We start from the raw sequence: 16,725 nt of genomic DNA, 5'->3' as shown, positions 1-16,725 counted from the left end.
AACGTTGGCGCTTTGTTTTGTTCAGTTTTCAAAGAGCAATTTGTTGTCGTTTCTCTCAGAAGCGACTCCTATAATGTAACACATTGTGTCACGTTTCGTCAACAACTTTTTTTAAAAAGTTTTCAACAGCTTGTTGAGCTGTTTAAGTTGTTGTCTTAGCGACAAGAAATAATATACCATGTACAAATAATGTTTGCAATATGTTTTTCAAAACTTTTTTTCGAAAAAGGTGTTTTTTTCATTCTCCTTCTATATATTCCTTTCTAGAATAACTCTTTTTCGAATGCGCCAAGCCCCCCTACCTCAAAAACACAGTCCGCCGCTTCAGCTGAATTAACTCGCATATTTCCCCTTAATCCCAAATAGACATATAAAGATATCTTCTTTCTTTGAGGTGAAGCAATGAATCTATCATTAATCGCACTACTCATTTCTTACAGCATGGCTCTTTACTTATTTAGCACTGCTTATTATGAAGCCATAAAGTTCAGTAGGGAAAAAGGGAAAGTGAATGGTACAACGTTTTTGTTTAGCTTTACATTTGCCTTGATCTTCACTCGGATTACCTATTTGTTTTATCCCTATTAAATAAAAGCAGTAAGTCGGATTCGACTTACTGCTTTTATATGGAGACTGCTTCTTTTTTCTGCACCTTACTATTCTGTTCATCCTTTAGGAATATCATCAAGCCGGCCAATATGATGGTACCTCCTAGGATTTGCGTCCAGAGTATGGGTTCACCAAGAATGAAGTAAGCTAGAATTGTCGCTCCAATCGGTTCCAGTAAGATTCCCATAGAGATTGTTGAAGTACTTAACCACTTCAATGACCAGTTGAATAATGAATGCCCTAATAGAGTCGGGAAAATAGCAAGCAAAACGAAATAAATCCAGTCGACAGTAGGATATGGTCCCAGCGGCTCTCCCTTAAGGACAACGTAGAAAAACAATGTAAATGCACTAATTGCATACACGACAAAAGTGTATGTTATAGAAGAGATACGCTTTCTAACATTTTGACCAAATAGTAAATAACCAGTTACTAACGCACATGCAACAAGGGAAAGAATGTCTCCCCAAAGCGCCATACCGCTGATTCTAAAATCTCCCCAGCTGATGACAAGACTGCCGGCTATCGCGATGATCCCGCTTAATATTGCCTTCATTGAAAATCGTTCTTTAAAAAACAAGTAAGCCCCGGCAAACGCAAATAACGGCTGAAGGGTGACAAGCACAGTTGAACTCGCAACCGACGTGTAATTGAGCGATTCAAACCATAATATAAAATGAAAAGCTAGGAACACACCTGCCGCAATCGAACACAACCAGTCCTTTTTCTCAATGAATTTAAGTTCATGGCGGTATTTTATTATGAAAACCGGCAACATAAGTAGAACAGTAAATAATAAACGATAAAAGGCTATAACACCTGATGGAGCAGATGCTAATTTAACAAGTATGGCCGAAAATGAAACGGATGCCACACCTATCGCCAATGCAAAATAGGGATTTATTTTAGGTATTTGCATTCTTGTTCCTCTTTTCATGTTGAATTACCTATCATTGTACTCTATTTTACTATGGTAAAATTATTAGAGTGAGTTATTTGAAAAAACGGGTATATTGCACCAATCATATAATTCTCGATACTCTTTCGGAAGTGGTGAACATTATGGAATGGACATTCGATCCTCAATCAGAACTGCAAATACTTATTAAGCTGGGGATCTCAGCTCTCCTTGGATTAATTATCGGGCTAGAGCGAGAAATGAAACGAAAACCCGTTGGATTAAAAACAAGCTTGGTTATTTCCATCGTCAGCTGTTTATTAACGATTGTTTCCATGGAGTCAGCTTATAAATTCCCCGGAAGTGACGATGTAAATATCACAATGGATCCCTTACGTCTTGCCGCACAGATTGTTTCTGGCGTCGGCTTTATCGGGGCCGGCGTTATTCTCCGCCGTGACAATAACAGCATCTCCGGTTTAACCACCGCTGCCATCATTTGGGGAGCAGCCGGAATTGGGATTGCTGTCGGAGCTGGATTCTTTCTCGAAGCAATTGCCGGAGTCATTCTATTAATCATCAGTGTCGAATTGGTACCCGTAGTCGTCACCTGGCTTGGCCCGATGAAATTACGGCAAAAAGAAATCTTTCTGCAGCTAGTGGTAAAAGATAAAGATGACATCGCTTTAGTTCTCAAAAAAATCAAAGACGAAAAGATTTTCATCAAAAACCTAAGAATCAAAGATGTTGCAGAAGACCATCACCTCTTAACACTTAAAGTTTTGGTCGATCATAAAGTTAGAACCTCAGAAGTTTATTACACCGTCTCCAACCTTAAAGAAATTGCACGGGTAGAAATCGAGAATGCTTAAGTGAAAAAAAACCGTTTGATACCCTCAAACGGTTTTTTCTTACTATTTTGCAAATTTCTCAATTTTATTATTGACTTTTCCTGAAATTTCGATAAAATAATTATTGTACCCTAACCCGGGGCATTAGCTCAGCTGGGAGAGCGCTACGCTGGCAGCGTAGAGGTCAGCGGTTCGATCCCGCTATGCTCCATACTTGGAAACCCTTGTGTATCAAGGGTTTTTTTCTTTTTATATACCACTGTTCCCCTAATATTTTCTTCGAAAATGTCCGTCTGGTCACAATCTGGTCACACACGCAATTATTTAATAATTTCATCTAATTTACGAGCCACTTCTTCTTGCATTGATGGAAGAACGTGTGAATAGGTATCAAGTGTAACTTTTATGTTACTGTGTCCTAATCTTTCTGAGATGACTTTGACATGAACACCATTGGAAAGAAGCAAGGTAGCATGTGTATGTCTTAAATCATGGAAGCGGATTTCAGGAACATCAGCCATTTTGATCATCCTTTTAAAAGTCCTTCTAATATTTACAGGATTAAGCGGTGTACCATGCTGAGTACAAGCAACTAAATCAAAGTCTTGATAAATAGGGCCTAGGCTTAGCTTTTCTTTCGAAACAGTTAATTTACGAGTTATAAGGACCTTTATAGACGACAGGGATAAATTTATTGTCCGTAGACTAGACTTGGTTTTAGCTCCGCTTAAAAATGTCTTACCGTCATGACTAAGAGTCTGTTTAATATTTAACAATCCTTTTTCCAAATTAATATCCTTCCAACGCAATCCAAGTATTTCACCTTGTCGCATACCAGTTGTTAATGCAAGGTAAAATACAATATAAACAGGATCCTCTTTTGCTACTTTTAGAAATCTATTTACTTCCTCTTCATCCCATACATTCATTTCTTTCTTATTTGCCTTGGCAATTTATTTTTCGAACAAGAAATGTATTGAATAAAATCGTCACCAAAGTCAATTTTTATAATCATAAGCGTTTAACTCCTTAAAATCGTTTTGAAATTAAGGCTATTATAGCATTCCTTATTAAACTAACCTGCCCCTTTAGTTCCATAAGAAAGTGTTGCGTAGCAACCCTATTGTTAAACTCAAGCACCCGTTAATTGAAGAAGAAAATGGCAAAAGAGAGCTCATTTTTATGGTACAAATAAAATAATGAATAACATAAATACTGCCAAACCAAGAAACATTGAAATGAGCTTAATCCACCATTTTTCTTTAGTTATCATAAAAACCCATTTTGAAACCTTTTCATTTATGTTCAATGAATCAGGCAAGAAAATAATGGTTATGTAAAGCATTAAAAATTAATTGTGACACGCACTCCACATGTCCAGAGTGTATGTCGCAACACATGGGTGTTGATGGGTTTATGTAGAGAAGGGGGAACGGCTTCTTGCAATAACGGTTAGGATGGAGTTTCGATTGGTTACGGCCAACACCAGCAATTTATCTTTCATTAGAAAGAATCAGCCACTTTGATAAGTGGGGAAGTTCAAATAATAAATCCACATTTTAAGTGAAATGTTTTCTAACTCCATCCTTTAACCATTTCGCTGTCAATGTTTCTGCATTTAATATCTCTTCTGGTGTGCCTTCAAATATAATATGTCCGCCTTGTTTTCCTCCTCCTGGACCCAATTCTATTACCCAGTCACTCGCCGCTATAAATTCTAGATTGTGTTCGATGATTATAACAGAATTACCTCTGTTTACAAGTTTTTGAAACACATCTAAGAGTTTTCCATTATCTTTTGTGTGTAGTCCTAAGGATGGCTCGTCTAATAAGTATATTTGTCCTTCTTTTTGTAAGTGGCTTGCAAGTTTTAGACGTTGGATTTCTCCTCCGCTTAGAGAACTTGTTGTCTGTCCTAGAGTTAGATACCCTAACCCTACGTCTTTTAGTGTATTCACTCTTTTTATGATCTTTGGCATTTTAAAATAGATAATAGCCTCGTCTATAGTTAAATCTAAAATCTCTTCCATATTTTTATCTTGATATCGATATGACAGTGCTTCGTCTGAATATCTCGTACCACCACATGCTTCACACGGGATTGTCACTGGATCTGCAAATGCTACGTCTGGCGTTAGGACTCCTTTTCCTTTGCAGCTAGGACATGCTCCTAATGAGTTAAAGCTGAACAAACCTGCTGGTTGTCCTGTTTCTTTTGAAAATATTGAGCGAATATCATCCATTATTCCCATATATGTAGCTAGTGTCGAACGGTTCGAAATTCCTATACTGCCTTGCCCTACCATTATGGTTTCGGGATAACTTTCTGTGAATGCTCCAAACATTAAAGAGCTTTTACCTGAACCAGATACTCCACATATAGAGAGTAAGACATTTTTAGGAATATTTACGCTTATATTTTTCAAGTTATTGTTACTTGCTCTTTTTATTGTAAAATAACTTTCTATATCCCTTGGATTTTTGTTGATTTTTAGACTGTGGTTTAGGGTTGTTGCGGTTGGAGAGGTTTTTAGTCCTTCTAATTTTCCTTGATAGACAACTTCTCCTCCATTTACACCTGCTCCTGGTCCCATCTCTATTATTTCATCCGCTACTTTTATTACTGATAGATCGTGTTCGATTACAATTACGGTATTATGTTGGGCTTTTAGATTTTTCATCATTTGTATTAACATATCCACTTCTTCTGGATGGAGTCCTGCACTTGGTTCGTCGAAAATGTATGTGATATTGTTTAGGCTGCTCCCTAAATGACGAGCGATTTTTACCCTTTGAGCTTCGCCACCGGACAAGGTACCCATTTTTCTTGATAGACTCAAATATCCTAATCCCATTTCAACTAGTTGTATGATATGTGGGATTGCTTGTTGTGCGATAGATTCTCCCATAGGATCTTTTATGTTTGTTAGTTCTTCCAGTAGTTCTGTAAGCTCAAATTGATCGTATTCTGCGATATTTAAACCATTTATTCTACATTCCAATACCTTTGGGTTTAGGCCTGAACCTTGGCAGGTTGGGCATAATGAATGTGTTGATACTGCTAAGACGTCATCTTGGGTTACTTCTTTTAGCTTTGAGATATCTCTATTGATATAAAGGCGAGTAAATCTGGGCAATAACCCATCCCACTCATGTTTTTGAGGTCCGTGTTTTGTGTGAAACGGCGCATAGACTCTTTCACCTTCTCGGGGACCATATAATAGCAGGTGGAGCTCTTCTTCTGAGTAGTCCTTTATCGGTTTATCCGGATCGAATAATCCGCAGGTCATCATCCATCGGCCTTGCCAACCTGAAGGAGATAATGGCTTAAATTTCACTGCATAATCTCGAAGTGACTCATTGTAATCGATAATCTTATTTAGGTCTGGCGCAATTACCTCCCCAAATCCGCCACATTCTGGACATCTGCCAAAAGAACTTTGGCTCGAAAATTCGTTGGCAGAACCAATTGATGGCTTTCCTATTCTTGAAAACAAAACTCTAATCAATGGATTTATATCCATATAGGTGCCTACTGTTGAGCGGGAATTGCTCCCTGTAGGTCTTTGTTCTACTACTACAACCGGGCTTAAGTTTTGCATAAGATCAGCATGGGGCCTTTCGTACCTTGGCATTTGATATCTGACATAGTGAGGATAATTCAAAGTCATTTGTCTTCTGCTTTCTGTTGCTAATGTATCAAAAACAACGGAGCTCTTTCCTGAGCCTGAAAGACCAGTAAATACGATAATTTTTTCTTTGGGTATGTTTAAATCTACATTTTTTAAATTATTTTCTTTAAGCCCTCTTAAAATGATTTCATCTTTTATTTCTGGCATTTTATCACCCTTTCTGATTTTATCTACTTTGCTTCTTTCAGTTCGCTACAAGTCTAGCCAACCCTCAGGGGGAATACCTTTCAAATTCTCTCGCCTTTCTGGCTAGATAAATAAGAAAATGAGATAATTGCACCAAATAAAATAATTTTTATTGCTTTCGAAACTCTTTTTGATTTTGTTCTTTCTGCAGCTACTCTATAATGATTTCTAGAATTTTTCTATCAATTCATCCATGTGGAACTCCTCGTGAGATATAAATAATCTTTGTTTCGCAATTATCTACAACTATGCATTAATACATTTTGCTAAATCGTTCAACTATACCGGCAAAACTTAACCTCATCACTCGATAATAAAAACATTCATTTCTTTTTCCTAAGACTTAAAACACAAGAAACTGCCTTGTTTATAATCCGCTGAAAAACTTGATTTAAAATGGTCATTTTCGCTTTAATTGATTTCATCCAATTAAAATTTAGCAACGGCTCCCGCACCAATTAAACCGATATTCATAGTTGGCCTCCTTTATTAAAGTAGTAAGTACTAGGAAACATGCAAATGGTCTTCAAAATGGTGATAAAGGACAATATAAAGCGTATACAAAAACAACCCAGTTTCCTATGTCTAGTTCCACCACTCTAACTTTCATACTGCCTTTATGGCATGATATTTGATTAATATTCTAGTTTACACTTTATCACATAAAATTGTTCTAAATTTCACCTGTATTTGTACTATTCTAAATCTTTTCTCCCCTATTCAATATTACTTTTGAAATATTACAAACTCAACTGGATTGCTTTTCTCTACTATGTTCAATTAAAATAAACTCTTCCGAAATCACCCCACTCCACCTCGCATTCAACCGTTTCAGTTAAAATAAAGTTTTTCTACGGAATCCCCATTTCGGACGATTTTTGATTCAAAAATGACCGTTTTTTCCCGCTTTTTCCGCTTTTCTCTACATTTTTTTCACCTTTTTTCGAGTGTTAAAATAGAAATCTCTCAGAGTTGGATGAGGGCAAAAAACCAGAAATCCAGGATTATCAAAGGGTGAAAGAGGGAAAAACCCGGAATTCGGAAATTTATTTTTTCACGAAATCCGAGTCTGAATAGGAGGGGTTTATTTTAATATAAATTGTGTCACACACTCTACATGACTCGACTGTGGAAACATTCTGTCTTATACCGTCCCTTCAGCATTTTAATGTTTGTCGGAGGTAATAGGGAGTGTCCGTTCAACTATTACTCCTCCAGAAAAATACTCTCTTGCTGATAAATCTAAGGGATACAATTAATAATAACTTTTCTTACTATTTAGCATACCATCACACCTCACAATCCTATTGATGTTATCCCTACACCTGGCGAACCATAATCCTCCGTTAACTTATTGATGCAACCATTTCTCAGCTTGCTCCTAATATAAATATCAGTTTATATCCCTTCGTATTTCGTGAGGGTTTCCCCCTCGTGATCCCCTTTCCGTTTCCATCCGCTTCGCTTCTTCAAAACACTTTCGTCCTTTATCGCTTCGCTTTCGATTTGGCAAAGACTACTCTAATAAGGCTACTAGGGTAGTTAACTTATTAGACTTACCGTTTTTTCTTTATACCAATTATTTGCGAAACTATGCGTATATTTTTGTGAAAGATGGACGAGACTGCTAGTACAATAAATACTAGGAGGTACGCGAAATGTTTAGATTCGGGAAGGGAAAGCGTCGGAGTAAGGTAGGCAAATTAATAGATAAGCACGGGTATACACAGGAGGAGTTTGTAAGCGCGTCTGGAATCTCACGCAATACGATTAGCAGAGTTTGCAGCGATCCTAAGTATGTGCCTTCTGCCGGAGTATTAAAGAAAATTATGAAGGCGATTCGGAGTATAGATGCTGGCGCAAAGTCAGACGAATATTTTGATATTTAAGGTTGCCCTGATTATTCGATGTTTAAACGCAAAAAATGCCCCGACTCAAACGAACGGTTCCACTTAAGGTCGTGGCTTTGATACGTTACATGAAAGCAGATATTTCTTTGTATTGTTTGCTAATTTTCCGTTTCATTGTGTCCTTCCAAAATCCCATTTCAACAACTTCATTTAGCTGCCTCAGAATTGAGTAGAACAAACCCTGCAGGTCAAATTATGTTGATCTTCAGGTTATAGCAGCAGTAGAAGGGGATTGCGAGCCCGTGCTTGGAAGTTAAAATACCCCTTAAGTCGGCACGAAACCGGCATAAGGGGTATTTTACTTTTTGCGAATTTGAAAGAATTGAAAGAATTGCTCTTAATACTGAAATAAGCGGGACTCTATTATTTCAGTATTTAAGGTTTGATAACTGTTCGAAATGATCCGAAGGCGGCTGTGCTTTCGTAGTCACTCTCGCTAACTTCATAAGGTTTTGGTAAAGCAATAACCTGAAAATTCGAGTTATCTTTTACCTGAGGAAGTTTATATTCAAAAACTTTTCTTTCACCAGGATTAACAACTACATTTCCTACTAATTGTTCATTCTCTAAAGGAATCTGTTGCCAATTATTTAAAGCAATGATATTGTAGTTTTCCTTTTTTTCAACAATGTTACCAACAGATATAAAAATATTTTCACCACTTCTTGCTGTGGGTAGAATATTTAGTTCCTCTTTTTGTTTACTAATAAAAATGGTATCGTTGGGTCCTTCTTTAATCGTTTCATCAGGAATAAAATCAGCTGTTTTTGGTTTGGCTCCGTTGCTCTTAACCTTAAAACGCAAAGGTAAAAATTCCTGCAAAGTATGCATCTTTGATATATCTAATTTATCTAGTAAATAATTTGGTTTTTTAAATATAAGATAATCTATCTCTCTTGTATTATTGTTAGTGGAAATACTCGTATTAAACTCAATTCTTTTATTTGGCTTAGCGTTAAAAGTATAAACACTGTATCGCTTTCCTTCAACTGTGAAGGGTGTTTGTTTAAAGTTTTCAAGGACTATTAATGCATACTCTCTTTCCACTTCGATAAAATTAGAGAGCGAGAGGGTATACTCGAGCTTATTCTCTTTTGGTTCTAGAATACTTCCATTATCTATTACTTTGTCATCCGCATTTAACAACCCGTAGGATATGGTATTGGAACCTTCTTCAAATCCTGGTTGTATTCCTTTTGTGTTTTCGCCTGACATTTTATTGTAAAAGATCCAACCTGAAATTCCAATGAATAAAATGACCGTGACTATCAATAGCTTTTTTTTCATATAATCATTGCTCCTAGAATAAAGTTAAGACTAACAATAGTTAGCCTTAACTTTTTCTTATATTTAAAATTTATCCTTGGTTTCATGTACGACAGTTTTATAACTCTTCTTTACATAAGTATGATTTCCAAAAGCAGTAGCTGGAATACTAGTAGATTTATCAGTATAGGTAGCTCCAGCATATGTTGACTTTGTCTGCGAATCTGTTTTTTGTCCTCGCAACCCGCCCTTACTGCTATATACCCTAACTTTAGCAGAGATATGATCTTCTTTTACAGCTGCTGATGAAGTAGCTGTTGCGCTAGGAGAACCAAAAATTGGATTACTAGCCTTTACCTTGGAAGTACACTTGATTTTTTTTCCGGATGTTTCTGCTGTGATACCTGCAGTTAGACTGCTAACTTCAGAAAAACTTGATATGTTAGTAACAGTTGTTTCTGATCTACTTCAGCTGCAATAGCACTATTCCCAATTGATACTAGCAAAAATTGTACCTACAACACATAATTTCTTAAGCATGAATACTCTTTCATCTCCTCTAAATTAAATACCAAATTTTAACACAATTAAAACCATACCATATTTTTCTATTATATTCCATTGTTGTAAAATTTTCCTTAGATTGTTTTATTAGAATACTAGTACTATCACCTTTATGGTTTCGGAGAAAGTAAAATGCCCTTTATCCCGATAAGCCGGCATAAAGGGCATTCGTATTCTAATATGATTTTCTTAATTTGAAAGAATTGTTCTTGTTCCTAAGAATGACGAATTCATTTACTGAATTTTAAATACAGAATGACACCTTCCAGCCCCAAAGCGTCATGCCTTCGAACAAAATAATCAGCATTATTCGGTGGAGACAAATGCGTGAGATGACATTTAGCACTTCAGAACCTTTATCTCTACTACATCATGATTACTTATTAATCTAATATGTAAAATCCCCCACTTCTATAGTAGAAGTGGGGATTTTTTTGCTATAGTTATCTATTGATTACATATGTGAAAGGAAAAGAGTCGTTTCAATCTTATTCTTCGCCGCATCTAATGCTTTGACAATTCATATATAGTGACTTCTTTTTGAGTTTATTCACATACTTCCTACTATTATAGACATACACGGTTGCACCTTCTTCAAGCGGGGCTTGATGGATTAGGGACAAGGGGGTATGTAATCCGCCACATCTATTTTCGACTAACCATTTTCTTTATCCTTCGAACAACAGGTGACACAATGACTTTATGTGCTTTTGTGAAGGCTAGTCCAATAAACCCTGTTATTACCAGAGCCATTATCAAGCCGATTATCAATCCAGATGTTTCTCTAAGTTCTTCAAATACCGCACCCATTCCTTACCCCTCCCCGCCTTACCGATGTCACTTATTTTTACAGCCCTCGCCATTAACTTCCGATCATGTAACAGAAGATGTACTCGGTTGGACCTATAGTAAGGTTCATTATATCGCATTGGATTATTATGGTCGAGCTACCACTTTTAAACGCATTCGCAAAGGTTTCATCTTTCACAGGGCTATTTTCTCCTAAGCACCTTTCTTCTAGCTTTTCTTTATAAGATAAATTATAAACCTTCCGTTCTATCCATTAAGATTAGGAGAAAATTGAGTACCTCCCCCTTCTTTGTCCCTAACCGACAAACAAAAGACAGAATTATTGTATTTTTAGAACATTGCGCAAATTGTCGAAAAACCATAAGATTATCTTGTGATTACAACTTCTTAGGGGGTGTGTTTTTTAAATGGAAGCGATTACAAGAGACTTTTTCTTATTTTTATCTAAAAATAACTTACTTAATAATATTGCTAAGAAAAGCGGCGGTAGTTTTGCAGCTGGAAAAATTATAGGGGGAACTGATTTCCAAAGTTCCATTAAATTCATTAAACAGCTTAATAATAGTGGCCTGTCGGTTACAGTCGACCATCTTGGGGAATTCGTTGATTCTAAGGAAGTGACCCAGGAAAGGACAGCAGAATGCATCGAAACCATTGAAATGATCAGCAGAGAAAAACTGGATTCACAGGTATCTCTCAAAATGACTTCTCTGGGTCTTGATATCGATCATAATCTGGTCATCGAGAACATGACAAGAATTCTTGATACAGCAGAAAAACACAATGTCATGGTCACGATTGACATGGAAGATGAGGTTCGCTGTCAGGCAACAATCGATATATTTAGGCAGTTCAAAGAAAAATACAACTGCATAAGTACTGTTTTACAAGCTTATTTATACCGCACAGAGAAAGATTTGGAAGACCTTGCCGAGTATAAGCCATTCTTGCGTCTCGTAAAGGGTGCCTACAAGGAATCTGCCGAGGTGGCTTTTCCCGAAAAGAATGATGTAGATGAAAACTATAAAAAGTTGATTAAGCAAAGTCTTCTTAACGGTAATTATACGGCCATTGCCTCACATGATGACCAAATCATCGAATATACAAAAGCGCTGGCTAAAAAGCATAACATTCCAAATACACAATTCGAATTTCAAATGCTTTATGGCATGAGAAACAAAACACAATACGAGTTGGTCAAGCAAGGTTACAAAATGCGCGTCTATGTACCATATGGTCTGGATTGGTATGGATACTTCATGAGAAGGCTTGCGGAAAGGCCGTCTAATATTGCCTTTGCCTTCAAAGGGATGGTCAGAAGCTAAATATACATTCAACATTCTAATTGCTACAAAAATTCTATAAAAAGGTGTGATTATTAATGATTTCATATAAACACGAACCATTTGTTGATTTTACAAACGAGGAAAACAAAAAAGCATATCAGGAAGCACTTCAAACTGTTGAGGGCTACTTAGGGCAAGACTACCCTCTTTATATCGGGGCAGAGAAAGTAACGACTGATGAGAAAATCGTTTCATATAACCCTGCAGACAAACAAGAGGTCATCGGCCAAGTATCGAAAGCTAACAGGGATCTTGCTGAAAAAGCTATGCAGGAAGCTGCAACAGCTTTTGAAAGCTGGAAAAAAGTGAAACCGGAAATCCGCGCTGACGTTTTGTTCAAAGCTGCTGCCATCATTCGCAGACGCAAGCATGAATTCTCTGCGTTATTGACAAAAGAAGCGGGAAAACCTTGGAATGAGGCTGATGCGGATACAGCGGAAGCGATCGATTTCCTTGAATTCTATGCCCGTCAAATGCTGACGCTTAAAGATGGTGTGCCTGTTCAAAGCCGTCCGGGAGAATTTAACCGCTATGATTACATTCCATTAGGAGTAGGCATCATCATTTCTCCTTGGAACTTCCCATTTGCAATCATGGCAGGTACAGCTGTTGCCGCTATCGTCACTGGTAACACAATCCTGTTAAAACCAGCTTCGACTACTCCTATTGTTGCTGCGAAATTCGTTGAAGTAATGCATGAAGCCGGCCTTCCGTCAGGTGTGTTGAATTTCGTTCCAGGAAGCGGAGCCGAAGTGGGCGACTACCTGGTTGATCATCCTAAAACACGTTTCATTTCCTTCACAGGTTCACGCGATGTAGGTCTGCGCATTTACAAACGTGCGTCAGAAGTGAACGAAGGCCAAATTTGGCTGAAGCGTGTCATCGCTGAAATGGGCGGAAAAGATACGATCGTCGTTGACAAAGAGGCAGATCTTGAATTGGCCGCTCAATCGATCGTGAAATCTGCATTTGGCTTCTCTGGACAAAAATGTTCTGCTTGCTCCCGTGCTGTCATCGTAGAAGATGTATACGATCAAGTTTTAGATCGCGCTGTTGAATTAACAAAACAACTTACTGTTGGTAATCCTGTAGAAAATCATTTCATGGGACCAGTTATCGATCAGGCGGCATTCGATAAAATCATGAGCTATATTGAAATCGGTAAAGAAGAAGGACGCGTTCTAACTGGCGGAGAAGGAGATAGCTCAAAAGGTTACTTCGTTCAACCGACCATCGTCGCTGATGTCGATCCGCAAGCCCGTTTGATGCAAGAAGAAATCTTCGGCCCAGTCGTCGCCTTTACAAAAGCGAAAGACTTTAACGAAGCTCTTGAAATTGCCAATAACACAGAATACGGTTTGACTGGGGCTGTCATTACGACAAATCGACTGAACATGGAAAAAGCACGTGAAGAATTCCATGTGGGGAACTTGTATTTCAACCGCGGCTGTACTGGTGCAATCGTAGGTTATCAGCCATTCGGCGGGTTCAACATGTCAGGAACCGATTCCAAGGCAGGCGGACCGGACTACTTGCAACTTCATATGCAAGCCAAAACAACATCAGAAACGTTCTGATAATGATCCTTTAAAAGCAAATGAAGTAGAAATGAATAACCTCTTTAGTTAAGTATCTTCTATACTAAGATACACAATCAAAACGAGGTTAAATGGAGGAAGTGACAAATAGGTTGCTTCCTCTTTTAAAACAAAAAATTATATATTTCATCCTGAAGGGAGTCTTCATATGATAGATTACTCATTAATAATTTCCATTAGCATTTATATGGCGGGCATGCTTTTCATTGGGTATTTCGCTTACAAAAGGACGTCCAATTTAAATGATTACATGCTGGGCGACCGGGGTCTTGGTCCGGCTGTTACTGCATTAAGCGCCGGTGCTGCAGATATGAGCGGTTGGCTTTTAATGGGGATGCCAGGTGCCATGTTTGCAACAGGACTCAGTTCCATCTGGATTGTAATCGGCCTGACACTAGGTGCCTATGCGAACTGGCTGTATGTTGCACCAAGATTGAGAACGTATACAGAAGTAGCCAATAACTCCATTACGATCCCTGCTTTCCTGGAAAATCGTTTTGGTGAGGGCTCACGGATCTTAAGGCTCATTTCCGCTTTGGTTATCCTGATATTCTTTACCTTTTACGTTTCCTCCGGAATGGTATCTGGCGGAGTCTTATTCCAAAGTACATTTGGCCTAGATTACCATACAGGTCTATGGATCTTAACAGGTGTTGTCGTGGCCTATACTTTATTCGGCGGATTCCTGGCAGTAAGCTGGACAGACTTTGTTCAGGGAATCATCATGGTCGTTGCCTTGGTTCTGGTACCGATCGTTACCCTTTTCCATGTTGGCGGTTTCGGTCCTTCCATAGATACGGCACGTTCCATTGATCCAGCCTTATTGAATATTTTTACAGGGACGAGCTTTTTAGGAATCATCTCATTATTTGCATGGGGACTGGGTTACTTCGGACAGCCGCATATCATTGTCCGCTTTATGGCGATCAGTTCTGTTAAGGAAATCAAGAAAGCCCGTAATATCGGGATGAGCTGGATGATTTTCTCCAGTGTCGGTGCCATGCTGACTGGATTCATCGGTATCACGTATTTTTCTCAGAACGGTCTCAAGTTAGATGATCCTGAAACGATTTTTATAGAGTTAGGGGAAATACTTTTCCACCCACTTATCACTGGTTTCTTGATTTCCGCAATACTGGCAGCCGTCATGAGCACGATTTCTTCGCAGTTGTTGGTTACAGCTAGCTCTTTAACCGAGGATATATACAAAACCTTCTTCCGTCGTTCCGCTTCAGATAAAGAGCTTGTCTTCCTAGGCAGACTTTCTGTACTGATCATATCGATCATCGCGCTTATTCTCTCTTGGGAGAAAAATGACACGATTCTTGGACTTGTAGGGTATGCTTGGGCTGGATTCGGTTCTTCATTCGGTCCATTGGTCTTACTAAGCCTATGCTGGAAACGCATGACAAGATGGGGCGCATTAGCAGGGATGGTCGTTGGTGCCGGGACTGTTATTTTCTGGTCGATGGCAGGATTATCCGATACGCTTTATGAAATGATCCCTGGTTTTGGCGCAAGCTTGATTGCCATTATCGTGGTAAGTCTTCTTACAGCCAAGCCATCAAAAGAAGTAGAAGAGCAATTCGAGGAATTCGAAAGAACATTAAAACAATAATAAATCACCTAAAAGGAACGGTCTATGAAATTTTTTTCATAGACCGTTCCTTCTTTGTGCCCCTATACACATCATCCGTTTAAAAGTATTATTAAACTTAGTTGTCATATACTTCAAAAAATAACAGGGGGCCATATATGTCATTAGAAAAAATCCTGACTCTCACAAACATCAACGATATAACGGATATGGTCAGCACTTATTTAAAAAAACCAGTCGTCATCGAAAATGACCAATTTTTATTGCTGGCATATAGTTCATATTATATCGAACACTTCGACCAAGCCAATCAGCAAACCATCTTCACTAAGCATTGGCCGATTCCAATCTTGGAAAAATTCATGGATGAGGGCATTGTCGAACAGCTTAAAACGGTGGAGCATCCATTTAGAGTGAAACAAATCGAGGAAATCGGTTTAAATCAAAGAGTTGTTGTAAGCGCTGTCCACAAAGGGCAGGTCTTCGGATTCATTTGGGTCCAAGAGACGGAAGTGATGCCTGATTCCGATTTGGAATTTTTACATGAGGTTTCCCATCATATCGGCAAGCTCCTCTATCAGAAAAAACAGATAAACATGAAAAAAGATGAAGAAAAAAATGAGTTTTACCAAAAGGTCATCGACGAAGTCTATCAAACGGAAAACCAAATAAAATGGGAAGCAGCCAATATGAGTCTTCTTATTCCGGAAACTTTCCTTGTAAATGTCTTTACCATCGCTCAATCCGATGCGGAACATTTCGATGAATTAACGGATACAGTCAGTCTATTCGCAAATGCATTGAATCATTTTTCCCATGTATTCACAAACCAATTGAAGATCATCGTCTTAATTGGTAGCAACGGAAAAGGGAAAGAGCTGCTTTCTGATAGCGCCACTGATTTAACGAACACGGTTCTTTCCCAATTCAATGGCCAAAAGGTGTTCTCAGGAATCGGAAATGAGTATTCTTCGATTCTTCAATTAAGAAAATCCTATCTAGAAGCCCTGGAAGTGATAAATGCAGCCAAGTTCATCGGTAAACCTGAACAGCTTCCTTTTCAATATAGCAAACTTGGGATTTTCCGTTACCTCGAAATGATCTCTAATCATCATGGTAAAACGAATTATATCAATATGGATTTACAGATTCTGCAAAAGAAGGACCAGGAAAGCCAAACAAAGCTCCTTCAAACAATGGAAATATTTCTGTTGAATAATTGCCGGATCAAACCGACAGCTGAACAGCTATACATTCATACCAACACGTTAAAATACAGAATGAACCAAATAGCCGATCTCACTTCAATCGATTTTGATGACTTTCATTCACGGATACAGCTATACGTCGACTTACAACTATTAAAGCAGAAAAAATAGGAAATGCTTCTTTTGCAGG

At 38.2% G+C, this 16,725-nt stretch carries 11 protein-coding genes, 1 tRNA gene and 1 pseudogene; 8 read left to right on the top strand and 5 right to left on the bottom strand.

The genetic code is table 11. The annotated features are described in order from the left end of the window. Nucleotides 1–402: 402 nt before the first annotated feature. A complete protein-coding gene (locus tag AKG34_RS27780; RefSeq protein WP_141521436.1) occupies nucleotides 403–588 on the top strand; it encodes a hypothetical protein in 186 nt (61 codons plus the stop codon). A gap of 34 nt (nucleotides 589–622) precedes the next feature. On the opposite strand, the gene AKG34_RS25060 is transcribed toward AKG34_RS27780, so the two are convergent. Beyond that, nucleotides 623–1,528 (bottom strand): DMT family transporter, encoded by a 906-nt coding sequence (locus AKG34_RS25060; protein WP_053348842.1) that lies wholly within the window; start codon nucleotides 1,526–1,528, stop codon nucleotides 623–625. A 143-nt stretch (nucleotides 1,529–1,671) separates the two neighbouring features. Here AKG34_RS25060 and AKG34_RS25055 point away from each other — a divergent pair, with 143 nt between their 5' ends. Together AKG34_RS25055 and AKG34_RS25050 are read left to right on the top strand one after the other, a co-directional pair. Continuing rightward, entirely contained in the window at nucleotides 1,672–2,379 is a 708-nt protein-coding gene (locus AKG34_RS25055) for an MgtC/SapB family protein (protein ID WP_053348841.1), read from the top strand. A gap of 117 nt (nucleotides 2,380–2,496) precedes the next feature. After that, nucleotides 2,497–2,569: transfer RNA gene (locus AKG34_RS25050), tRNA-Ala, on the top strand. 109 nt (nucleotides 2,570–2,678) lie between these two features. Here the strand turns inward: AKG34_RS25050 and AKG34_RS25045 are convergent. Together AKG34_RS25045 and AKG34_RS25040 are read right to left on the bottom strand one after the other, a co-directional pair. Further along, nucleotides 2,679–3,311: pseudogene (locus AKG34_RS25045) on the bottom strand (site-specific integrase); the annotation flags it as partial. Between the two features lie 606 nt (nucleotides 3,312–3,917). Next, nucleotides 3,918–6,197, bottom strand: coding sequence for an ATP-binding cassette domain-containing protein (locus AKG34_RS25040; RefSeq protein WP_053348839.1), 2,280 nt, complete (start codon nucleotides 6,195–6,197; stop codon nucleotides 3,918–3,920). 1,697 nt (nucleotides 6,198–7,894) lie between these two features. Here AKG34_RS25040 and AKG34_RS25035 point away from each other — a divergent pair. Continuing rightward, a complete protein-coding gene (locus AKG34_RS25035; RefSeq protein WP_053348838.1) occupies nucleotides 7,895–8,125 on the top strand; it encodes a helix-turn-helix domain-containing protein in 231 nt (76 codons plus the stop codon). 396 nt (nucleotides 8,126–8,521) lie between these two features. On the opposite strand, the gene AKG34_RS25030 is transcribed toward AKG34_RS25035, so the two are convergent. Both AKG34_RS25030 and AKG34_RS28185 read right to left on the bottom strand, forming a co-directional pair. After that, nucleotides 8,522–9,433: a hypothetical protein gene (locus tag AKG34_RS25030; RefSeq protein ID WP_053348837.1), complete on the bottom strand. Its 912-nt coding sequence runs from the start codon at nucleotides 9,431–9,433 to the stop codon at nucleotides 8,522–8,524. 1,188 nt (nucleotides 9,434–10,621) lie between these two features. Continuing rightward, nucleotides 10,622–10,786 (bottom strand): hypothetical protein, encoded by a 165-nt coding sequence (locus AKG34_RS28185; protein WP_161804983.1) that lies wholly within the window; start codon nucleotides 10,784–10,786, stop codon nucleotides 10,622–10,624. A 407-nt stretch (nucleotides 10,787–11,193) separates the two neighbouring features. Between AKG34_RS28185 and AKG34_RS25025 the strand changes: the two genes are divergently transcribed. From AKG34_RS25025 to AKG34_RS25010, 4 genes are all read left to right on the top strand, one after another. Then, nucleotides 11,194–12,111 (top strand): proline dehydrogenase family protein, encoded by a 918-nt coding sequence (locus tag AKG34_RS25025; protein ID WP_053348836.1) that lies wholly within the window; start codon nucleotides 11,194–11,196, stop codon nucleotides 12,109–12,111. Nucleotides 12,112–12,167: 56 nt separating this feature from the next. Then, nucleotides 12,168–13,709: an L-glutamate gamma-semialdehyde dehydrogenase gene (gene pruA, locus AKG34_RS25020; protein ID WP_053348835.1), complete on the top strand. Its 1,542-nt coding sequence runs from the start codon at nucleotides 12,168–12,170 to the stop codon at nucleotides 13,707–13,709. Nucleotides 13,710–13,878: 169 nt separating this feature from the next. Beyond that, a complete protein-coding gene (gene putP / locus AKG34_RS25015; RefSeq protein WP_161804982.1) occupies nucleotides 13,879–15,348 on the top strand; it encodes a sodium/proline symporter PutP in 1,470 nt (489 codons plus the stop codon). A 137-nt stretch (nucleotides 15,349–15,485) separates the two neighbouring features. Beyond that, nucleotides 15,486–16,706 (top strand): PucR family transcriptional regulator, encoded by a 1,221-nt coding sequence (locus AKG34_RS25010; protein WP_053348834.1) that lies wholly within the window; start codon nucleotides 15,486–15,488, stop codon nucleotides 16,704–16,706. The last annotated feature ends 19 nt before the right edge of the window (nucleotides 16,707–16,725 follow it).

Origin of the sequence: Peribacillus butanolivorans, assembly GCF_001273755.1 — a bacterium.
In the GTDB taxonomy this organism is placed as follows: Bacteria; Bacillota; Bacilli; order Bacillales; family DSM-1321; genus Peribacillus; species Peribacillus butanolivorans.
The sequence above is the reverse complement of the archived record's forward strand: the minus strand, read 5'-3'. Positions and strand labels throughout refer to the sequence as shown.